This is a genomic window from Corynebacterium sp. CMW7794 (genome assembly GCF_001563605.1).
In the GTDB taxonomy this organism is placed as follows: domain Bacteria; phylum Actinomycetota; class Actinomycetes; order Mycobacteriales; family Mycobacteriaceae; genus Corynebacterium; species Corynebacterium phoceense.
In genome coordinates this window covers 43,237-64,879 of record NZ_KQ961733.1, presented here as the reverse complement: position 1 = coordinate 64,879, position 21,643 = coordinate 43,237, and the positions used below count along the sequence as shown (strand labels likewise).

At 60.7% G+C, this 21,643-nt stretch carries 19 protein-coding genes and 1 pseudogene; 13 read left to right on the top strand and 7 right to left on the bottom strand.

Features of this window, described 5'->3' with window-relative positions:
• The first annotated feature begins 50 nt into the window (after positions 1-50).
• Complete coding sequence (locus HMPREF3227_RS05845) at positions 51-1,061, top strand: DNA-directed RNA polymerase subunit alpha (protein WP_066511120.1); 1,011 nt, start codon at positions 51-53, stop codon at positions 1,059-1,061.
• 49 nt (positions 1,062-1,110) lie between these two features.
• Positions 1,111-1,566 carry a 50S ribosomal protein L17 gene (rplQ, locus tag HMPREF3227_RS05840; RefSeq protein ID WP_066486273.1) on the top strand — a complete coding sequence of 152 codons (456 nt, stop codon included), beginning with the start codon at positions 1,111-1,113 and terminating at the stop codon, positions 1,564-1,566.
• Between the two features lie 113 nt (positions 1,567-1,679).
• Here rplQ and HMPREF3227_RS05835 read toward each other — a convergent pair whose 3' ends face one another.
• Positions 1,680-2,027 (bottom strand): hypothetical protein, encoded by a 348-nt coding sequence (locus tag HMPREF3227_RS05835; RefSeq protein WP_066486268.1) that lies wholly within the window; start codon positions 2,025-2,027, stop codon positions 1,680-1,682.
• Positions 2,028-2,216: 189 nt separating this feature from the next.
• Between HMPREF3227_RS05835 and truA the strand changes: the two genes are divergently transcribed.
• Positions 2,217-3,074 (top strand): tRNA pseudouridine(38-40) synthase TruA, encoded by an 858-nt coding sequence (gene truA / locus HMPREF3227_RS05830; RefSeq protein ID WP_066511117.1) that lies wholly within the window; start codon positions 2,217-2,219, stop codon positions 3,072-3,074.
• 62 nt (positions 3,075-3,136) lie between these two features.
• Entirely contained in the window at positions 3,137-4,435 is a 1,299-nt protein-coding gene (gene eccB / locus HMPREF3227_RS05825) for a type VII secretion protein EccB (RefSeq protein ID WP_066511115.1), read from the top strand.
• 213 nt (positions 4,436-4,648) lie between these two features.
• On the opposite strand, the gene HMPREF3227_RS05820 is transcribed toward eccB, so the two are convergent.
• Positions 4,649-5,851, bottom strand: a complete 1,203-nt coding sequence (locus HMPREF3227_RS05820) for a S8 family serine peptidase (protein ID WP_082723183.1) — start codon at positions 5,849-5,851, stop codon at positions 4,649-4,651.
• 2 nt (positions 5,852-5,853) lie between these two features.
• Positions 5,854-7,245 (bottom strand): type VII secretion integral membrane protein EccD, encoded by a 1,392-nt coding sequence (eccD, locus tag HMPREF3227_RS05815; protein WP_231732329.1) that lies wholly within the window; start codon positions 7,243-7,245, stop codon positions 5,854-5,856.
• A 175-nt stretch (positions 7,246-7,420) separates the two neighbouring features.
• Here eccD and HMPREF3227_RS05810 point away from each other — a divergent pair, with 175 nt between their 5' ends.
• The 9 genes from HMPREF3227_RS05810 (at position 7,421) to HMPREF3227_RS05775 (ending at position 17,418) form a co-directional block, all read left to right on the top strand.
• A complete protein-coding gene (locus HMPREF3227_RS05810; protein ID WP_231732328.1) occupies positions 7,421-8,800 on the top strand; it encodes a cell division protein FtsK in 1,380 nt (459 codons plus the stop codon).
• A 4-nt stretch (positions 8,801-8,804) separates the two neighbouring features.
• Entirely contained in the window at positions 8,805-10,280 is a 1,476-nt protein-coding gene (locus HMPREF3227_RS05805; RefSeq protein WP_066511148.1) for a recombinase family protein, read from the top strand.
• Positions 10,281-10,601: 321 nt separating this feature from the next.
• A complete protein-coding gene (locus HMPREF3227_RS05800; protein WP_066511108.1) occupies positions 10,602-12,533 on the top strand; it encodes an HsdM family class I SAM-dependent methyltransferase in 1,932 nt (643 codons plus the stop codon).
• Positions 12,520-13,575, top strand: a complete 1,056-nt coding sequence (locus tag HMPREF3227_RS05795) for a restriction endonuclease subunit S (RefSeq protein ID WP_066511104.1) — start codon at positions 12,520-12,522, stop codon at positions 13,573-13,575. Before HMPREF3227_RS05800 ends, HMPREF3227_RS05795 begins: the two co-directional genes overlap by 14 nt.
• 2 nt (positions 13,576-13,577) lie before the next feature.
• Entirely contained in the window at positions 13,578-14,150 is a 573-nt protein-coding gene (locus HMPREF3227_RS05790; protein WP_082750280.1) for a recombinase family protein, read from the top strand.
• 188 nt (positions 14,151-14,338) lie between these two features.
• Positions 14,339-15,364 (top strand): DUF4192 domain-containing protein, encoded by a 1,026-nt coding sequence (locus HMPREF3227_RS05785; RefSeq protein ID WP_066511101.1) that lies wholly within the window; start codon positions 14,339-14,341, stop codon positions 15,362-15,364.
• Positions 15,365-15,501: 137 nt separating this feature from the next.
• A complete protein-coding gene (locus HMPREF3227_RS13525) occupies positions 15,502-15,645 on the top strand; it encodes a hypothetical protein (RefSeq protein WP_197429503.1) in 144 nt (47 codons plus the stop codon).
• A gap of 83 nt (positions 15,646-15,728) precedes the next feature.
• Complete coding sequence (locus tag HMPREF3227_RS05780; RefSeq protein ID WP_066511100.1) at positions 15,729-16,148, top strand: single-stranded DNA-binding protein; 420 nt, start codon at positions 15,729-15,731, stop codon at positions 16,146-16,148.
• Positions 16,149-16,911: 763 nt separating this feature from the next.
• Positions 16,912-17,418 (top strand): DUF2938 domain-containing protein, encoded by a 507-nt coding sequence (locus tag HMPREF3227_RS05775; protein ID WP_066511137.1) that lies wholly within the window; start codon positions 16,912-16,914, stop codon positions 17,416-17,418.
• Between the two features lie 33 nt (positions 17,419-17,451).
• Here HMPREF3227_RS05775 and HMPREF3227_RS12850 read toward each other — a convergent pair.
• From HMPREF3227_RS12850 to HMPREF3227_RS05760, 4 genes and pseudogenes are all read right to left on the bottom strand, one after another.
• Positions 17,452-17,622, bottom strand: a pseudogene (locus tag HMPREF3227_RS12850) (cupin domain-containing protein); the annotation flags it as partial.
• Between the two features lie 30 nt (positions 17,623-17,652).
• Entirely contained in the window at positions 17,653-19,257 is a 1,605-nt protein-coding gene (locus HMPREF3227_RS05770) for a hypothetical protein (protein ID WP_197429502.1), read from the bottom strand.
• A 1,128-nt stretch (positions 19,258-20,385) separates the two neighbouring features.
• Complete coding sequence (locus HMPREF3227_RS05765; RefSeq protein WP_066511097.1) at positions 20,386-20,673, bottom strand: hypothetical protein; 288 nt, start codon at positions 20,671-20,673, stop codon at positions 20,386-20,388.
• An 89-nt stretch (positions 20,674-20,762) separates the two neighbouring features.
• Positions 20,763-21,643 (bottom strand): DNA polymerase (locus tag HMPREF3227_RS05760; RefSeq protein WP_231732327.1); only part of this gene is annotated, 881 nt, incomplete at its 5' end.

Sequence of the window (21,643 nt, the reverse complement as noted above, 5' to 3'; positions counted from 1 at the left end):
ATTCACCCTCTACCGACGTCAAATAGCGGGCGTCGACAAGGAGAAGTTCCATGCTCATTTCCCAGCGTCCTCAGCTCACCGAAGAAGTTATCGACTCGGCTCGTTCCAAGTTCACCATCGAACCGCTCGAGCCGGGTTTCGGTTACACCCTCGGCAACTCGCTGCGTCGCACGCTGCTGTCGTCCATCCCGGGCGCGGCAGTGACCTCGATCAAGATTGACGGTGTGCTCCACGAGTTCACCACGATCTTTGGTGTCAAGGAAGACGTTGCCGAGATCATCCTCAACATCAAGGGCCTCGTGCTCTCCTCCGACTCTGATGAGCCGGTCGTGATGTACTTGAGCAAGGAAGGTGCCGGCGAGGTCACTGCAGGCGACATTCAGCCGCCGGCAGGCGTGGAGATCCACAACCCGGATCTGCACATCGCCACCCTCAACGACACCGCTCGACTGGAGATGGAGCTCGTTGTCGAGCGCGGTCGCGGCTACGTCCCGGCTGCCCCGACGTCCGGTGAGATCGGCCGCATTCCGGTCGACCAGATTTACTCGCCGGTCCTCAAGGTCTCGTACAAGGTCGAAGCTACTCGTGTCGAGCAGCGCACCGACTTTGACAAGCTCATCATCGACGTCGAGACCAAGAACTCGATCACCGCACGTGACGCTCTGGCTTCGGCCGGCGGCACCCTGGTCGAGCTCTTCGGTCTGGCGCGCGAGCTCAACACGGCTGCCGAGGGCATCGAGATCGGCCCCTCCCCGCAGGAGACCGAGTACATCGCTGCTTACTCCATGCCGATTGAGGACCTGAACTTCTCTGTTCGCTCCTACAACTGCCTGAAGCGCCAGGAAATCCACACCGTCGGTGAGCTCGCTGAGTGCACCGAGTCGGACCTGCTGGATATCCGCAACTTCGGTCAGAAGTCGATCAACGAGGTGAAGATCAAGCTGAACAGCTTGGGCCTTGCCCTCAAGGACACCCCTGAGGACTTTGACCCGACCCAGCTTGAGGGTTATGACGCAGAAACCGGTGACTTCAAGGATCCGTCCGCGGGCGAATCCGAGTAAATAGTCACTAAACGCGCTTAACACTTAAAAAGCACACGAGGAGTACACAATGCCTACCCCGAAGAAGGGCGCCCGTCTCGGCGGCTCCGCTGCGCAGCAGGCTCACCTATTGAGCAACCTGGCAGCCAGCCTCATCGAGCACGGCGCGATCAAGACCACCGATGCCAAGGCGAAGATGCTTCGCCCGTACGTCGAGAAGATCATTACCAAGGCGAAGGGCGGCTCCATTGCCGACCGTCGCGAGGTTCTCAAGCTCATCCCGCACAAGGATGTTGTTGCTCACCTCTTCGATGATCTCGCACCGCAGTTCGCAAACCGCGAGGGCGGCTACACCCGCACCATCAAGCTGGACAACCGTCGTGGCGACAACGCCCCGATGTCCCAGATTGCCCTGGTGCTGGAGGAGACCGTTTCCTCCGAGGCCACCCGCGCAACCCGCGCTGCTGCTTCCAAGGCCGCTGAGGCTGAGGAGGCCACCGAGGCCGAGGCTACCGAGGAGAACTAATCTCCCCGGGGCCTAAAGCCCGCATACGCAAAGACCGCAACCCTGCATAAGGGTTGCGGTCTTTGTCGTCTGCGGAGATGTCGTCGCGCGCAGCTGGAACCTCCGGTGAAGAATTACATCTTCGGCAGGAACTGCTGGATCTGCGGCCAAAGAGCGGCGCCCAGAGCCAGGATGCCGGCGGTGATGCCCACACCGAGCAGAGCCTGCTCCTCAGTGGAGGAGGATTCCGGCTTCTCACCGTCCTTGGAGCTCAGGGTCGGGAACTTCTTGGCCAGCTCTTCGTCGCTGGAGCCGTTGCCTTCCTTGCCGTCTGCGTTCGAAGAACCGTCCTGCTTACCGGACGCGGAGGAGCCGGTCTGGTCGCCGTTGTCTGCGGCCACAGCGTTCGGTGCGGCAACGGTGAGTGCGCCGGCAAGCGCGATGGCGGACACAGAGGCACCAAACTTCTTGAACTTCGTCATCGTGTTTCCTTTCGATTGGGAAATATTGTCGGTCGTACGCCCCGTGAGCGTGCTCACGTGAGGCATGGCACATAGTATGACATACTTTTGCTGGCAATAGTATAGGAATCTGCCCGCAATTGTCAGCCGCAACACAGAATGCCTATTCAGCCGCGGTACAGCCACACCGAATTGGTAGTATCCCGGAGTATGACTGCCCCCTCGCCTGATACCGTCCGCCTGCGTTTCGACCTCGCCTATGACGGCACGGACTTCCACGGTTGGGCCAAGCAGAAAGGCGGGCTGCGCACCGTCGAAGGCGTCCTCGCTGAGAAACTCTCGCTCATCGCGCAGACCGAGATCGAGCTCACCGTCGCCGGCCGCACCGACGCTGGCGTGCATTCCGCGCATCAGGTCGCCCACGCGGACGTGCCCCGCGCACTGCTCGAGTCGCGCAGCATCCACGGCGATCCGTCCACCCTCGTGCGGCGCCTGGCCAAACTCCTGCCCGAAGATATCCGCGTCCACGACGTGACGTTCGCACCTGAGGGTTTCGATGCGCGCTTCTCCGCTCTCGCCCGTCGCTACGTCTACCGCGTCACCACGTTCCCCGCGGGCTCGCTGCCCACCCGCGCGCGCGACACGGCCATGTGGCCCCACGCCGTGGACATCGACGCCATGCAAGAAGCCGCCACTGTGCTCGTCGGCCTCCACGACTTCGCGGCCTTCTGCCGGCCCAAGCCGCACGCGACGACGATCCGCGATCTGCAGTCCTTCACCTGGCACGATGTCTCAACGCCGCACGAGCCGGAGCTCTATGAGGCCCACCTCACCGCAGACGCTTTCTGCTGGAATATGGTCCGTTCCCTCGTCGGCTGTTGCCTGGCGGTGGGGGAGGGCCGCCGCGACGTCGATTTCGCTGCGGCGCTCCTCGGCGAGACGCAACGCTCGGACACATGCCCGGTCGCGCCTGCCAAAGGCCTGTCACTCACCGGCGTCGATTACCCGGCGTCGGAGGATCTCGCCGCCCGCGCCGAGGCGGCCCGCAATCGCCGCTCGCTCGAGTAGCGGGCCAGCGCGCTCCGGGTTAGGATGAGCGCACATCGCATTGCTACTCGGGGGAGTTCACCATGGCGCGTCTGCGACCGACCACCAAAGCCCAAATTTCTGGTCACCGTTTCCTGCAACGACGGCTTGAGCACGGCCTCGTCCTCGGCGATATTCGCATGATTCACGATCCCCTCGCGCGCCGCAGCCGCGCCGCCTGGATCTCCGTGGGCCTGTCAGTCCTCATCGCCGCGGGTGCTGGCCTCATCGCCTGGCTCCAGCCCAACCCGGATCCGGGTGCGCAACCCATCGTCCGCACCGCGCAGGGCCAGGTCCTCGCTAATATCGACGGCACCTTCCACCCCGTCCCCAACCTCGCCTCGGCCCGTCTGCTCACCGGTGCGCCTGCCGATGCCGCCCCCATCGGCCCCGATATCCTCGCCGCAGCATCGCTCGGTGTGCCCGCCGGGCTTGCCGATGCCCCCGGCTTCCTCAATTCTTCACCCTCCAGCACCCCCTGGGCGCTGTGCCAGGAGCCTACTCCCGAGGACACCGTCGCCTTCGTGACCTCCATTGACGCCGCCAGCGAGCCGACCGGCCGCACCATCGTTCACGCCCAGCGCCCCGTGCGTCTCCTCGGCCCCGAGGACGCTGCCCTCGTCGTGGCGGAACGACGCACGTGGCTCATCACCGAGGACGGCCGGCGCCCGCTAGATGAAGACGAGCTTGCGACAACCATCGTCCGCGTCGTCGGCATCGAGCCGGACGCCCCGCGCCGCGCGGTGCCGCCGGAGTTCCTCAATGCCGTTTCGGAGCTGCCAGCCTTCGCGCTGCCCGCTGACCTCCCGGAGGTCTGGGATTCCGGCCACGGTTTGTGGGCGCACACGGACGACGGCGTCGCACCGCTCACCGCCGCGCAAGCCGAAGTCCTCGTCGCGTCCGGCGCGCGCCTGCGCGACGTCCCCGCGGATGACGTCGCCGCGCAGCCCGATGCGGAGCTTTCACTTAACCTGCCCACGCGTCCGCTGCGCATCGCGCCCGCCGACGACCGCTGGCTGTGCGCGACGGGCAATGGCGTCGGCTTCGCGTGGCCGACCGGCGGCCTCGTGCCGCTAGCCGGTGAGGCCGTCGCCACGCACTTCGGTGGTCTCGACGCGGGCGGCGTCGCCGTGGACACGGGCCACGGCCGTCTCGTTGTTTCCGCGACCGGCACCCGCCACACCGTCCCCTCGCAGGCCGAATGGGAGGCACTCGGCTTGAACGCCGCGGCCAGCGCGCCGTGGGACATTGTGCGCCTGTTGCCGGAAGGCTCGGAGCTATCCCGCGTCGCTGCCCTCGCGGGTGATACAGGTGCCGTTTCTCAAGGAGAATCGAGCAAGTAGCGACTCTGTAAAAGGTAGACCCACCCTTGCTACAGCGTATTAGTGGGGTTGTATTGCCACCGTTCATAATTCTTACCGCTCACGGTGACCTGCGCCAGGTGTCCTCGTAGCGGATAGTTACAGTCTGTACGCCGAGCTGATTGCGTTGCGCTGAGTGGCACAAGGTCTCTCCAACTCTTTTCTACTCTGGATGTGAGAAACCGGAGATAGTACTCATGTTACGTGGCGGGCGTTGAAGCAATCCTCCTCACGAATTCGTCGCGGGCGTAACGCCGCTGCACACGCGATGGCGAGAGCAAGGAAGGCGAGCGACCCTGCTAGCCACGCCAAACGCCGCGCGGGCTCCGCGTCTCGCTGTGCGGGGTGCGCCACGAATGCAGGACGCACGACGCGGCTCTGGGAGAAAGTTGTAGCGCTCACGGCAGCGAGCGGATCGACGAACCCAGAGCCCGGATGTGCCGTTGCGTGCAGGCGTTCGCGCAGCTGCGCCGGGGTGGCGTCGGGGAAGCGCTCGCGTAGAAGGGCCGCGGTGCCTGCGATGACGGGCGCGGCGAAGGACGTGCCGGTGAGCGGTTGCACTTCGTCGGCCGCAAGCGCCAGGGGAGAGGCTGCGTCGCCGCGCGCCCATCCGCCGGTGGGCGACAGCCCCAACGGCACGGTCCCTGGCGCCGCGAGGCGCCCGGGCAGGGAGTAGTCCGCGTGGTCACGGGGTTCCTCCACGGCCGCGACGGAGAGCACCGTGGGGCCGTGGGCGGGGTAGACGACGTCGCCGGGCGAGCAGCCAGAGCCGCTGCCGCCGGTGTTGCCCGCGGCGGCAACGATGAGGGCACCGGAGTCCTCGGCGAGGCGCAGGGCGTCATCGAGCGGGCGCGTGTTGAGCTTGGCGGCGATGGCTGGAGCGACGCAGGAGACGACGGAGACGTTAATGACGTCGGCGTCTGCGTCGACGGCGGCGGTGATGGCGCGCGCCAGTGATTCGAGGTCGCCGGCGCCGCGGGCCTCGGCGTCGCGCGCGTCCGAACGATAATGGGCGCTCGACTGGCGAATGGAGAGGATAGTAGCCGACGGTGCGATTCCAGTGTCACGGGCGGCGATGACCCCGGCAACGACGGTGCCGTGCATGTCGCAGTCGAGATGCGGGTCCGGGGAATCCGGCGCGACGAGGTCCGGCCCGGACTCCAGGCGGGCGAGCTGATCATGGCGTGCGACGCCGGTGTCGATGACGGCGACGCGCACGCCGCGACCTGTCGCCAAGGCGTGGAGCCGGGCACGGTAGTCGGCTTGTTGCGCGGTGGGCGCGGGCGAGCCCTCCCCGGGCACCGGGACCATGCAGGCAGTCGCGGGTTCTTGGGCCAAGGCAGGAGGGACAAGTGCACACGCTGCGGCAATGCCCGCGACGAGAACAAGGCGGCGCATGGCTAGCCCAGCCCGCGAATCAGGACGAAGACGCCGGCGATATGCAGCGCCAACGGCACGATGGCGGTGAGAGCCAAAGCCTCGGCGCGTTCGAACCACACGAGCGTGGTCGGCTCGAGACGCGCGACGCGCGGTGCCCAGAGGCAGGCCGTCGCAGCTGTTGCAGCAATGAGGACGGCGGCGATGAGCGGGACCCACGTGCCAGTGGCAAACCCGGCACTCACGGCGATAACGGCAAGCGCGCAGAGGGCGATAACTCCGCCGGCGGCCCCCACCATGAGTAGCCACGTCCCGCGTGCCGAGGCGTGACGAGCGGCGTGGAGAAGAAAGGCGCCGCTCATCGCCGCGGCGAGTCCCGCGACCCAGCCACCGGGCAGACCCGCTGCGACGCCACGCACGAGGAATCCCAGTGCGGGTATGCAGGCGAGGGCACACGCGAGGAGAGCACCCTCGTAGAGCTCGCGGGCGCGCCGGGCACGGGAGTCAGCGAGAGGATCGAGGATATCCCCGAGCTCGTCCTCGGTGGGCTCCTCGCCGGCGGTGGGGAGCTGGGGTACGCGCAACCCCGCCGCGCGCGTGGCGAGCGAGGGACCGGCGAGGATGATGGCGACGCACGTGGCGAGGCTAAGCGCGGCTGCGGCGCTGGCGTGCCCGGGGGCATCGGCAAGCGAGAGGGCGGCGCGGGGACCGGACAGACCGGGCAGCAGGCCGCCGAGCCCGGCGACGCAGGCGAGCAGCGCGCCCGTGAGCGTAGCGCCGGCGAGCAACGCGGTACCCCGGTGCAGGACGTGGAGGAGACCCACCATCGTCGTCGCGGCGAGCGCGGCCGCGAGGAGTCCCAAGCGGGGCGTGCCCACCGCGAGACCCGCGGAGACCGCTGCGAAGGCGACGCTCGCGGTGCCGAGCGCGCGTGCCCCGGGTGCCCAGGCGTGGAGCACGAGCGCACAGGCTGCGGCCGTTGCGCAGGACGTGCCCCCGGCGAGGTGAAGCGGGAGGACGAGGCGCAGTGCGCCCGTGCCGAGCGCGGCCGCGAGCAGAAGACCGAGCACGGACCACGTCGCGGCGAGCGCGCGGGCCGGGGCGCCGGTGCCGACCGCGGCGAGGGCCTCCGCCGCGTCCCGGATGACGGGAGCGGCGGTGGGCGTGTGCGGGCGCAGGAGAATGAGTGCGCCATCGGAGAGCGGGGTCTCGCGCAGCGGCACGGTGTGATCGAGCGCGCGGCCGGCTGGTGTGACGGCGCGCCACGGCGTGGACAGCAGCGGCGCGCCGAGAAGATCGGTGACTTCGCCTAAGACCTCGTCGAGGCTGGCCTCGACGGGCAATGACACGTCGATTTGTTTGTGGAAGCGGCCGGCGTGCGCGCGGACGGTGACGCGCACGCTCGTAGCGGTCATCATGGCGGAGTTTTCCCCCGGTATTTTTCGTGGTGGCACCCCAGAAATGTTCTGGGATGGCTGGGCGTCCCCCTTGCCCAATGGCTCACATTGTGGCTTACTTGTAGGCGCATGTCCACCGCTACGGCGGCGGACGGGCCGTGAGCAGGGGGCTTACGGCTGGGGGATGCCGGTTGTGGGGTGGCCCCAGTACCTGGACCAGTTCTACGAGGGGGATTATTCCATGCCCGTGACCACCATTCCGCGCGCGCCGCGCGACCCGGCACCGCCGCTGCCCAGCGGCTCTTTACAGGCCGAGGCTGTGCCGGACGCCGCGAAGCCCAAGCCCGTGCCGCTCGTGCGTCTGTTGTTGCCCGTCGTCATGATCGTGGCCATGCTCGGCATGGTCGCGCTCATGGTGCTCGGCGGTGGCGGGCGCGAGCTCAACCCGATGATGCTCATGTTCCCGCTCATGATGCTTGCCTCCGTCGCGACGATGTTTGCGCCGCAGGGCTCCGCCGATGATCCGAACGAGCGGCGCCGGACCTACCTGCGGCACCTCAAGGCGTTGCGCGGCAAGGCGGAGGAGCATGCCGCTGCCCAACGCGCGCATGCGGTCCACCACCATCCGCGGCATGACCAGCTGGTCGCGTGGGTGGGCTCCAACCGCCTGTGGGAGCGCGACGCGCAGGATGACGATGCGCTCGCGGTGCGCGTGGGCGAGGGTGCGGTGGCACTGTGCACGCCGATTACCTTCCCTGATATCGACGCGCCCGAGGACGTCGATCCAGTGTGCACGGTAAGCCTGCGCCAGCTCGTCCATTCCGCGGGGCAGCTGCCGGGAATGCCCATCGTCATTCAGCTGCGTGCGTTTCGCTTCCTGGGTATCGGCGGTCCAAAGGCACGGGAGCTTGCTCGAGCGATGGTCATGGAACTCGCCGCAGCGCACGGCCCGGAGACGGTGGGCATCTCGGCGCTGGGGGAGGGCTGGGAGTGGCTCAAGTGGCTGCCCCACACGCGCGAGCCCCGGGCGGCGCGGTATCACGTGCTGCTCGTCGACTCGGTGACGACAACGGGCCTGGAGGACTTCTTCCACGACGAGACGCTCACGACCATCATCGACGTGGGCGCCCGCCCGTCCACGGCGTTGGGCTTGCGCGCGGAGCAGGAGGGACTCTTCCTCGTCACGGATGTGACCGGGGCCTTGCGCGTTGTTACTGAGGCCGGCGATGAGGAGCTCGGGCTTGCCGATGCCGCCCCGGAGGCCGCTGCCTTGCACCTCGCCCGTCAGCTGGCGCCGTGCCGGCGCCCCGAGGGTGCGGTGTCCACCGCACGCGTCACGGACGGGGACTTGCTGCGGTTGCTGGGGCACCGGGACATCGGCGAGCTTGCCGCGCGTTTGTGGCCGGGGCGTGCGGGACGAGAAAGACTCAATGTGCCCTTGGGCGTGGACACGGACGGGGTGCCGGTATACCTCGACATCAAGGAGGCCGCGCATGGGGGCGCGGGCCCGCACGGTCTGTGCATCGGCGCGACGGGTAGTGGAAATCCAGAATGTGGCTTTGGGGTACGATAGCCGCATGGCAGATACCACAACGCAGCGTGCAGCCATCTACGCGCGTATTTCACTTGATAAGCAGGAAGAAGCAGGGGTTAAGCGACAGATCCACCTCGCCACCAAGCAGGCTGAGGCTGACGAGGCTAAGGTGGTCGCCACCTACGTGGACAACAACATCTCCGCGTTCTCGGGTGAGTTCAGGCCCGAGTACGACAAGCTGATCCACGCCATCGAGAACCGCGAGATTGATGTCGTCTACGTCTACGCACTCGACCGGTTGACCCGTCGTACCAAAGACACCCTTGCGCTCTTCGAACTCTGCGAGAAACACAACGTCACCGTCAAGGCGAACCGGGGGTACAACATTGACCCCTCAGATCCAGCATCGCGGCTTACTATCGTCATCCTCGGTCTCATCGCTGAGCAGGAGTCTATTGATAGAGCAGCCCGCATCCGCGCTGCCTATGAAGACCGTGCTCGCACTGGTCGGCCCAAGACGGGCGGGCGCCGCATGTTCGGCTACGAGGCTGATGCTGTAACTGTCATCGACGAGGAAGCTCAGGCCATCCTCGATGCTGCAGCGATGATCATTGCTGGCAAGACTTTGCGTGAGACCGTGCGAGAGATCTTTCATGCCCGAGAACTTACTGCCACGTCCGGCCGGTCTATGACGGCACCCACGCTGCGTGACATTCTCCTCAACCCTCGTGTGCGTGGCTTAAGTACGTTCAACCCCACCGATCCTGATACGGGTCTCCGCCTTGTCAAAGACCGTCAGATCGTCGGAAAGGGAACCTGGCCTGCCATCATCGACGAGGTTACGGGCGAGAAACTCGATGCAGTGCTGCGTGATCCGTCACGCCGACGCTCGCATAGTGGCAACGCGCCCCGCTACTTCCTTGCGTCTGTCCTGACCTGCACCTGCGGAGATCCGATGTATTCACGCAGCCGGAAGAACAAGGACGGTAGTCCTCGTCGCTTCTATACCTGCAAGCGCTCTGAGCCTGGCGGTACTCATGTGTCCATCGGTGCTGAGGTGGATGATCTTATTGAAGCTGTCATCCTTAAGCGTATGGAGCAGCCTGATGCCGTAGATGCGCTACGCAATGCTCTAACACCAGAAGACGACGCTCTCACTGAGCGGCTGCAGGAGCTTGCAGGCCAGCGAAACGTGCTGTTGGCCAAGCGCGAGCAGTTTGAGGAAGTGGCCATTAACGAAGAGATTGACATGTCAACATTCGCGCGCATGTCGAAAAAGATTGAGTCTCAAATTGCAGCTATCGACAAGGAAGTGCGGAAACTCACAGCCAGCCACGACGCCGATCCTCTGGCTGTAGAGCTGGCCGATGGTCCAGACTTCGCTGAGTGGTGGGGTAGTGCCTCTGTCGAGGATAGGCGCAGGCTAACCCGGCTGCTGATGGAAATCCGTATTCTGCCTGGTAAGGCTGGTGCGAAGCAGTTTGACCCGCACCGTGTGAAGATCGCTTGGCGGCAGTAGTTGTCTGCGGGGCACACCTACGAGGGAACGCCACGGGAGCGGGCAGTTCGGGGGAGACCTGCCTCTGTGCCGGGGGGACACGCTCAACCGTGACGTTCCCGGGTGAATTATGACACGGCTGCCGCCCCTGCGCATGTCGAGCAGCCGAAAGAAAAAACTTTGCTGTACGGTATCGTTAATTGGTTAGTTGTGTTACACTATCTATAACGTACAACGATCTCGTACACCTCTGTCCTGCTTTTATGTGTTCATAACAGCGCGGCACTTAGGGGCTGTACAAGTTCGACCGATTTATTACTGACAGAGTGAGCGTGATGATTGATGGCGAAACAAGAGGCCAAGGTAGACCTGTGGGTTGCAAAGCAACTCGATGAAGCGGGTATTACCGACTATGACCCTCAGGGGAGTGATGTCCTTGAATTGAATGAGGTGCTCAAGACGGCGTCCAAAACCGGCAAGGGCGGTCCTGGTTATCCAGAGTATGTTGCCGTAGTTAAAGACTTCGTCATCGTCATCGAGGACAAGTCCGACCTGGACTTTCACATCAAGTTAAACGATGACGGTGTCGTGGAGTTATCCGATATAAAGGCCGTCCGTGACTACGCTGTTAACGGCGCCCTTCACTATGCACGTCACATCTCTACCAAAAGTGAGTTTACGAAGGTCTTTGCTGTCGCTGTCTCCGGTGGCGAAAAGCGTCATCGGATCACGCCTTACTACGTCGATGATCGGGGTGAGTTCAAACAGCTCGATGATATCGAGTCGTTCATCTGGTTCAATGAGTCGAATATCTATGAGTACTACACCCGTCATGTGCTCGAAGAAGTCACTGACTACGAGAAGACGACGAAGGAGATCCTGAGGGACGCGGCCGAGCTTCACGAAAAGCTGCGGACATTCGGCACTCTCAAGGACCAAGACAAGCCTTTGGTCGTCTCGGGTATTTTGCTCGCTCTCGATGAGGTTGAATACGGAAATTTCTCTATTTCCTCGCTTCACGGTGACAAACTTGCTGGGTCTCGTGACGGCGACAAGATCATGGCTGCAATCAAGGCTCGCTTAACCCGGTCCAACGTTGGTCCCGACGCTAAGCGTGACAAGCTCTTGCGTGAATTTGCCGTTATCACTGATAGCGTGCGATTGAATGCGGTAAGCCCCACGCTCGGGAAAACGCCGCTGAAGTACTACACCGAGTTTTTGAACAAGCGTGTCTTCCAGGCCATCAAGTACCAGCAAACATCTGAAGACTTCATCGGTCGCTTCTACGGCGAATTTATGAGCTACTCAGGGGGTGACGGTCAATCTCTCGGCATTATTCTCACGCCTAAACACGTAACTGACCTCATGGTGGACCTCGTCGACGTGCGTCCCGACGATATCGTCCTTGACCCTACTTGCGGCACTGCCGGATTCCTTATCGCAGCAATGCACAAGATGTTGCACTCAGCGGAGAGCGATTCCCAGCGTCGAAGCATCAAGAAGAAACAGCTGCATGGCTTCGAGATTCAGCCGAACATGTTTGCCATTGCAGCAACGAACATGATTCTTCGTGACGATGGTAATTCCAACATTCAAGCTGCCGATTTCTTGGCGCAATTACCCGCAGATCTTCAGCTCCAGAAACACGCCACCGTTGGGCTGATGAACCCTCCTTACAGTCAGGGCAAGGATGATCCCAATCAGTACGAAATTCTCTTTACAGAGCACCTTCTCGACTCGATGACCGAAGAGGGGCGTGTAGCGGTGATTATTCCACAATCGTGCGTCACTAATAAGACCAAGATTGAGCGGCAAGCCAAGCAGCGCATCTTAAAGCGACACACGCTGGAAGGTGTAATCACCTGTAACCCCAACACCTTCTATGGTGTCGGCACTCATGCGTGTATTGCAATCTTCACCGCAGGTGTGCCCCATCCACCGGAACACGAAGCCAAGTTCATCGACTTTCGGGATGATGGGTTTGTGGTCCGACCTCACATTGGTCTGATAGAAGGAGACACCGCTAAAGACAAGCGTCAGCACTTGCTAGATGTGTGGAACGGTCTGATCGAATCCCCATCAGAGTTCTGTGTTTCCTCAACAGTGCTGTCAACCGACGAGTGGCTCCACAGCTTCTACTACTTCAACGACGAGATCCCTACGGACAAAGATTTTGAGAAAGCCATTGGGGACTACCTCACATTCGAGTTCTCGATGATCATGCAAAACCGTGGATACCTCTTCGAAGGAGGGGACAACAATGAAGCCTCTTGATCAATTGAACTGGGAGCCTCGTGTTCTCCAGGATGAGTTTGATTGCGCCAAAGGCGTTTACCTCCAAACCGACAGCATTATCGACGGAGACATCCCTTATGTGACTGCGAAAGCTGGAGGGAATGGCCTTAATCGGTTTATTGGTAATCGGGTCTTGTTCCCCGGCAACCAATTGACGATTGAGAAAGTGAGGCTGAGCGCTTACTACCAGCCCGCTCCCTTTTACTGCTCTCATGACGTGAGCACATTGACCAACAGTTCACTGAACGCTGAAAACGCACAGTTCCTAGCGACCATGGTTATGAGGAACGGTGCTAAATATTCTTACGGTCGTCAGGCCCAGCTAGATGTCGTGAAACGAGAGAAAGTGTTTCTTCCGACAACCAGCGGCGGTGACGTTGATTACGACTATATGGAGCAATATTCAGCTCAAACCCGAGAGCGATTGCTCGAACGGTACCAATCTATTCTGCGTTCCCGGCTTTCCGAACTCGAACACCATGACATCCCAGAACTTAGTGAAAAGGACTGGGCTGAGTTCCCGCTCAATGAAGTCTTCGCCGTGAAGTCCGGTGTCAGGTTGACTACTGCCGACAAGACTCCTGGTCAACGTCCATTTATCGGAGCTACTGACAACACCAATGGTGTTACGGGCTTTGTTTCCAACGAGAATGCTTCTTTGGACTCAAACGTCTTGGGAGTTAATTACAATGGCGCTCCTTGCATCGCCTTCTACCATCCGTATGAGGCCGTTTTCACGGATGATGTGAAACGTTTGAAGTTGTTACATCACGACAATAACGCCCTAGTCCTGCTGTTTTGCAAGGTTGTCGTCATGCAACAAAGAGCGAAGTATTCCTACGGTTACAAGTTCAATGCCGGAAGGATGGCTCGCCAGCTTCTCATGTTTCCCGTGACAGACGGCGGTGACATCGACTACGAGTACATGGAGAAGTACGCCGAGAATATGCTTCTCAGGAAGTACAGGCAGTACTCGGATTACCTCGCATCGCTTCTCGAAACCGATGCAGAGGAGGACTAACCATGCTCATCGGCTACGCACGTGTTTCCACGTCGAAACAAGGGCAGTCTCTCGACACCCAGCGTGAGGCGCTCATCGACGCTGGCTGCGACCCGGATCATATCTACACCGACACCATCAGTGGCACCAAATGGCAGCGGCCAGGCTTAGACGATGCTCTCGCGTACATGCGCCCAGACGACACGCTGGTTGTGACCAGGCTCGACCGTCTTGGTCGCAGCCTCGCTGAGACGGTCAATACCATCGCTGACCTCGCGGAACGTGATATCAACGTCAAGGTGCTAGAACCAGCACTCGACACCTCGCGTCCTGCTGACAAGGTCGTGATCAACGTCATGGCAAGCCTCGCTGAATGGGAGCGTGACCTGCTGATCCAGCGCACCCGTGAGGGTGTGGCCCACGCCCGAGCGCAGGGCAGGGTAGCGGGGCCAAAGCCGAAGCTAAGCGATGAGCAGGCGCAGGTAGCCAAAGAACTCATCGACGGCGGGAAGTCCGTCAGTGCAGTGGCGAGGACGTTCAACGTGTCCAGGCCGACCATCTACAGAGCCATCGAGCGCCTTGAGGCTGGCGCATAACAGCCGAGACCTAGCACAAGGCTGCGTCGCTAGCGCGCACACCCTGCAAGCAAGCACCAGGCGAGCGCTAGCGACGCACTGAGTACGTGGGGGTGCTGCAGGGCGCGGTAATAGCACTGCCCGGCACAGCCGGGGCCAAATACGGGATTGACCATCACACATCCCGTATTCGGCAAAGGAGTGCTCGTATGTCCACCTACTCACAGACTCTTACATCTCACGGCGAAATCCTCGCAAACATTCCCGGTATCCTGGGCTTCTACCCGCAGGACTCGCTGGTCATCTCGTTCTTCGAGCGCAATGACGACACCCCTGGCCTGCACTTGGGGCCGCTCGCCCGTCTCGACCTCGACGACGCTGTCGAGACGCTGGTTAACAACCAACAACAGTTCACTGCTCTGTCAGACCGCGACAACGCTGACGCCATCATCGCCTACGTGGTAAGCAGCGACCCCTCAGCCGCCGACGACCTGGCGGAGTTCCTGCTCAGCGAAGACTCACCTCTGCCGACGGTGCTTGCGATCATCCAAGTCCCCGAAATCACCTCCGGGACGGGATGGTGGACTGTCTACCAGCAGTTGAGCCTCTCAGCACCGCGCAGCGGCGTGGTCAGCGAGGTCGCCAGCTCCGCTGCGCTGCAGCAGATGATCTTGGACACTGGTCAACTACCAGCGCTGTCGCGAGGCGAACTAGAAGAGCGGCTCAACAGCACGGCTCACGGTATCGACGAGACCGAATACCAGGACATCATCGCTGATGTTGAGGCTTACGAGAAAGAGATCCACTTCCTCCGCGACGACCTGCAGCGTGAGTACGAGGAGGCCACGGTGGGGATCTCTGACCCCTCCGACACGAGAGCCATCCGTGCTGCGCTGAGGTGTTTTACCACGCCGATGCTGCGAGACCCGCTGCTTGCAGCACTGCTGGACGAGCCTGAGAAGGGTCTGGCGTTCGCAGAGCTTCTTATGCGTATCGTGCCACGAGATTGGACACGGATGTGCTCACAGGTGACAGCAACTGTCGCTGTACTGGCACAAGCGACAGGGCAAACTGGCCTGGCAGGCGTGGCCGCGCACAAGGCCACTGAGCTGAACGAGACCGAGAACTTTCCGAACCTGGTGGACAGATCCATCAGCCTCGGCCTGGGCAGCAAGCTCATCACGAGCGTGCGTCAAGGAGCTGAGAAAGCACATTATCTCCTCTTCGACGCTTGATTCTCTTACCCCGTTGCAGCATGCGCTGTAGCGGGGTTTCTTTTTCTGTCAGTGCAGTGAGCAGGAGAGAAGCCTCTAGACAGCAGAGCTGTCTCCAAGAACGGATTGAGAATCAATCCACGACAAGGAGGCGCATCATGCTGAACCACACCCATGAAGATCTCGAACTGCTCTACCTGATGAGCGACGGCATGGACGGCGAGGACGCCGATCCTGGTGCAACCCAAGAGCTACGCGACCTGGAAGCAGAAGGGCAAGTACTGCCCTGGGCCGTGCTGTAACCAGCACTTACCGCAGCAGCAAAGCCGCTGCTCAAACACACAATTGAAAGACAATTCGCACTCACTCAAAAGGAGAAATCACCATGTCTAACCCGTTTAACTCCGGCACCATCGTTGGCAACGCAGCACGCGAGCCGAAGATCTTTGAGCACGCAAACGGCGGTGCGACGGTGAAGCTCAACGTCTATGCGCGCAACACCTTCAAGAATAAGAACACCGGCAAGGTTGAATCCGAAATTGTCGAACTCACTGGCTACGTCCAGGACGCTAACAAACTCGGCGTTTTTGGCTGCATCGGCGCTGGTGATCGCGTTGCGGTGAGCTACTCGCTCAAGACCGACGTCTACACCGACAAGGATGGCAACAAGCACTACCCTCTGGTAGCGCGCATCGACGCGGTGCAGCTGATCGATAGTAAGGCCGAGTCCGAGGCACGAGCAGCACGCCGCGAGAACAGCGCAGATAACGCTGCTGCTAATGACTCTGAAGAAGTGCCCTTCTAATCACAACACCCCGCAGGGAAACCTGCGGGGTTATTTTTTCAGTACAAACCCCGTCGGTGCCGTCGCCATCCAATAGGGGAGTGTTGCCGCGCCTGCTCTAGGTACACCGCAACTACACAGTGCATTTCACGAGCCACTGCACGTGCTGTTTTACTGCACGGTCTACGAACCAATTCGCTACGTACTGCGCTGGCGCATCTACACACCACTAGATCAACCACTTCACTGCACTCTGTAGTGGCGCGTCATTCTATTGACTCGTTTAGTGGTTAATAAGTTGTCCTGTCACCATATCGACCACTTAAATGACACGTTTAATGACACGTCATTTCATCGGCACTTTTACAGCGCAGTTAAATTACATGACATTTCATTAGCACGTTTATTGACTACTTGAATGACGCTGACACTACGCAGCACATTCTGTAGACACTTTCGCTGCGCTTTCTACGTGCTCATCTACTGTCCACTTAACAGCGCTGTAGATACGCTGTTTCAGTACCTCTTCAACAGCACAGCATACGCGCCATTACACATGTCAATTCATTACACTACAGAATTACCACCACAAAAAGCACCACTCTAATTCTTCGATTTTCGCTGAATTAGAGAGGTTTTAGCGCTGTCGTTGGACACTGCCCCGGCGACACCCTGCTAGGTGTACTGACTGGGCACGTTGATCAACTTTGCTGAATCAGCAAGAACAGTTGCTGGTTCTTTTGGTAGTGTGCGGTAATGGAACTGTCTACGAGAGGTGAAGGTCATGCGTATCGGTGTCGGAGAACTTGTCCAAGCTGCTGCTGTCGGCGTGGGAGCAACCATCGTGATGGACGGGGTGGCGGAGATGCTGCGCCGTACTCGTGGCTCCAAGTCATTGGACTACGCGATGGTTGGTCGATGGCTTGGGCACATGCCCGCCGGTGTCTTCCGGCACGATCCGATCATGGCAGCCGAGCCCGTCCCTCACGAGAAGGAGTTGGGCTGGGCGGCCCATTACGCCATCGGGACGGGCTTCGCCGTTGCGCTGGCCGCCGCTGATCCAGGCTGGCTCGAGCGGCCGCGTTTCATACCCGCGGTAGCATGGGGACTGGCCACGCTGGGGGCGCCTTGGCTGCTCATGCAGCCTTGTTTCGGGATGGGCGTGGCGGCGGCCAAGACCCCCAATCCCAAGCAAGCACGGCTCGGCAGCCTGCGCGCTCACACTTCCTACGGAGTGGGCATCTGGCTGTCAGGGCAGCTCGTCCACGCGGTTGTGCATCGCCGCGCCTGAGTTGGCCTCCACCGAGCCAGCGAGGTGGATTCTCTACCCTTGGAGTCCCAACAGGCTGAGGACCTCCACGGCCGATGTCCCAGTGCTACCGAACCAGTGCGGTGTGGTGGTGTCGAACTCAGCTGCCTGTCCCACCGTGAGTAACACGTCATGGTCCCCGACGATGAGCCGTAGTTCGCCAGACAGAACGTAAAGCCATTCGTAGAAGGCCGTACAAGGCAGGAGAGAGCACCCTTACAGCTCCATGCCACCATCACGGTCGCGCTGTCGTTGCTGCTGGCGGCGCTTGGTGATGCGCTCCTGCGCACGACGGCGCGCTGCAGCGCGTTCTTGCTGGATGCGCTGCTCAACAGCCACCTGGTAGCGCTGCTTCATCTCCGGGTTGTTATCGAGTTCGACGTGCAAGAAATCGCGGTCTACGTGGGAAATCTCCTGTAGGGACTCAGTCGCCTCCTCGATGATGATGGCGGCTTCCTCCTCAGCGGCTGCACGACGTGCTTCGAGACTTTCGGTGAATGCACGTTTCTCCGTGTCAAAGGCTTCACGCTCACTGTCCAGGGCCGCGCGCTCGCTAGCCACCTGCTCGCGCTCACGCGTGGCCTCCTCATGTGCTTCGTGGCGGATGTTTTCAGCGTCCTGCGTGGCCTCGCTGCGTGCTGCTTCACGGATGGCTGCAGCCTCACGCTTCGCCTCGTCACGTGCCTCGCTGCGGATCTTTTCTGCGTCACGCTCGGCTTCCTTGCGTGCTGAGGTACGGATGCTCTCGGCGTCCTGCTCTGCGCGCTTGAGCTTGGCCTCTGCAGCGCTCTCGGCCTCCTTCGCACGGTCCAGCAACTCATCCGCCTGTGCCTCGGCGAGACCCAACTCCTGCTCAGCATCTTTGCGTGCTTCACTGCGGATCTGTTCGGCCTCCTGCTCGGCCTTCTCGCGTGTCTCGTTGAGCATACGCTCGGCGACTGCACGGGCCTGCGCTTCAGCATTCTCCTGTACGCGCTGCGCTGCTTCACGGGCCTGCTGCGCTTGCTCAAGTTCTTTTGCTGCTTGCTCGCGGTCACGCTCAGTCGCGTCCATGTCGCGCTGTACGGATCGCCGCTTCACTTCCACATCATTCTCGCGGTTGGCAAGGTCGCGCTCCCGGTCCTGCTGCTCGGTGTAGCGGTCAAGGTTTAGCGATTCATCGTGACGTTCTGACACCTCCAGTTCCACCGGATAACCGAGCGCGTGCATGTGTTCACGCAGGCCGCGTTGTGCGTCGATCATCTTTTGATGTCCGCTGACTTGCTTACCCTTCTTCGGGCCGTCTTTGTACCTGACTGAGGTGTCGGTGTTGTACGCGATCCCTGGCCTACAGCGGAGCTTTGACGGATCATCGGGCTTCGGGGAGAAGCTATCGGCCTGGAACTGGCTATGCGGTGTGCTCTCGTCGAAGTTCATATCACCACCAGCGACAGCGTCGATGCCGCCGGGGATGAAGTTCTCCGCAAGCCAACGCATTGCCTCTTCGAAGTATTGCTTCGCTTCCTCGTAGTCGCGAGCTACCAGCCGGGGCCGTTTTACTTCGCGACCATCGACGGTGCTGGTGTAGAAATCCGGGATTTCTTTACACATCGACTTCGGTAGATGCACGACGAACAGAGACGTTTCAAACGAGTTCTTCTGGACGCGCACACCGTCCATACGGGCGTCCTGGTACTGCAGGACTTCCTCGACGGATGTTGCGCGCCTGAACGTCCCGTCTCCGTTGTTCACGAACGGGACGTTCAAGTGCGCGTCGGCCACGACAATGTTTGAGTTCGTCGCGGCCTGGTGCATGAGGTCTCTCTGATCGAGTTCCCTCATGCACTCACGGAGGAGACGCTTACGGTCTCCCCGTGTCGTATCTCCGCCGCAATTGTCGCGGCGGAGATGGCGCAGATTGAACGCTGCACGTCCAACTTGCGCAGTAGATGTCTTCGACATATCGCGTACCTCCTGTAGATGTTGGCGCGCACTTGGAGCCTCTGTCTTCGACCCCTCCAAGTGCGCGCCAACATGGCGAACTTCAATTTCCTGGGTCCCCTAAGAATCGTTCGGGTCCCTTGCGTTGCCGTCCCAAACGATTCTACCCCAGAAAATTGAAGTTCTTTAGCCCCCTAAAGACCTCAGTCCAGCCACCTCGCAAGCTCGGATAACTGAGGTCTCACGGGGGCGCCTGCAGCGGGCAATAGCGAAGCGGTCAAAACCTCCCTACTCGGTCGGTTCTGCCTTGCTTCGCCTTGTGTGAAAAGACTACGTGACCTGCGAAGATGCGCTGTGGCGATCTCCTTGGTCCCGTAGTATGGCAAGGCCTGCACAGCGCTTTTCGCGCTGCTTGGCATAGCCTTTCACACTCATAACCAGTGCAATATTCATTGCACTGGTATATCACCGTCGCTCACATGACACGCTTTTCGCGGTCATTTTGAGACGCCGCTATGTAAGCGGTGCATTTTCCCTGCTCATGCTGCGAAAACGGGACTTTTAGAAAAAGCCCCGGCGTCGCACCCCCTTATACTTGGTTTTCACCTTTCGGCTCAAACCAGCCTGGCGTCGCAACAGAAGCGATGTGTTTATGCGCTGTGACCAGCGATAACACCGCTTCTATACCGATGTACAGGCGTCGGACCCCCTTATACTGGTTTTCACTTTTCGACAGTGAAAACCGTCTGTAACACATGAAAACCGTCATCACCGCTGCTCAGACGGTAAAAAATCGGTTCGTAACCGGTTGCCACCGGCGGCAACCGGATGAAAAACATAATTCACGAAATATCTTCTTGAGACCGTGTACGGAACCGTCGCTGCAGTCCTGCAGCACGGCCACGGCAGTGGCTCTGGGCACGACAAAACCCCGCCACGAGGACGGGGTTTCGACGGGGGAGTAACCGCTACAGCGGTACACTCTTTGCGCTCAGACTGTACGGCCACACGGGGTTCGGCCGTACAGTTTTAAGCCTGATTCTGTACAGACTCACCGGAGTTATCCGGCTCGCTGGACGCTCCGCTGTGGGTATCAGACGGCTTCTCGCCGTCAGGCCCGGTAGGCTTGGCAGGCTTGTCGGCGCCTACTGTAGACGGCTCATCGCCGTCGAGGTTCACCTTAAATTCTTTGGCGTACTCACGCATCTGCGCGGCACGCTCTTTGGCTGCTTTGTGTTCACGGCGCAGCTTGTTCAGTGCGTCCTTGATGCGCTGTTCTTCGCGCAGCGCGGCTTCATAATCTTCACGAAAAGACATGAGTTTTCTCCTTGGTTGAGGGTTATATCTATGGCTGGATTACCCACACGTGGAGGTCCACGCGTGGGCTGTAGTGTGCACACCTCCTATCAGTCCTTGCAGCCAGCCCAGGAGTCAGCGGGACCCGCTGAATCGGACAGGACAGGTACATCAACACCGTCCTTGCCGGGCAGTGTCACGGCGTTAAACGCATCCATGACGGTCTGCTTGATCTCCTCTGCACGGTCATGTGGAACCGACAGCACGATCTCGTCGTGAACGAAGATGCGGATCATCTCTAGCACCTCCTGAGGGAGGTTCAGCACGCCCTCCAGGAACACGTCACGTGCCGTGCCCTGGCCGTACGCCGCAGGGGCTTGGGTGTACGCCTTGGCACGGTCTACCGCGACGCGACGGCCAAAACTGGTAGCGACCCAGCCGAGTGCCTCAGCATGCTTGCGGAGGTGATTTTTGAAGTATTCAAGTTGCGGGAACTCGAAGTGAAGCCGGTCGATCTGCTTCTTCGCCTCCATCACAGGGATGCCCGCATCAGCTGCGAATCCTCTCGCACCCATTCCGTAGTTGGTGGCGTGGCCGAGCGCCTTCGCTTCAGCCCTACGCGCCGCATCGTCGAAGATGCGAATTGCCATTTCCGTGTGGGCATCTCGGCCAGGGGCAAACAGTGCAGCATAGGCAGCATCACCGCTACCTGCTGCCATGCAGCGTGCGTCGATTTGGGAGAGATCCACAGAGATCAACGCTTCACCAGCGTTGTCCGGGAGGATCATCTCACGCTGTCTGAGGAGACGCTCATTACGAGACCCAAAGACAGTCATGCCGGGGTTCGTGGTACTGAGTCGGCCAGTGACTTGGCTTGCCTGAATGCTCGGATACACCTTGTCTCCATGTGAGTACTTTTTGATCGTCGAGGCAGGTGTAGAGGACTTAAGAAGCTTATCCATCTTGGCTGCCAGCTCGACGATCTCGGGCA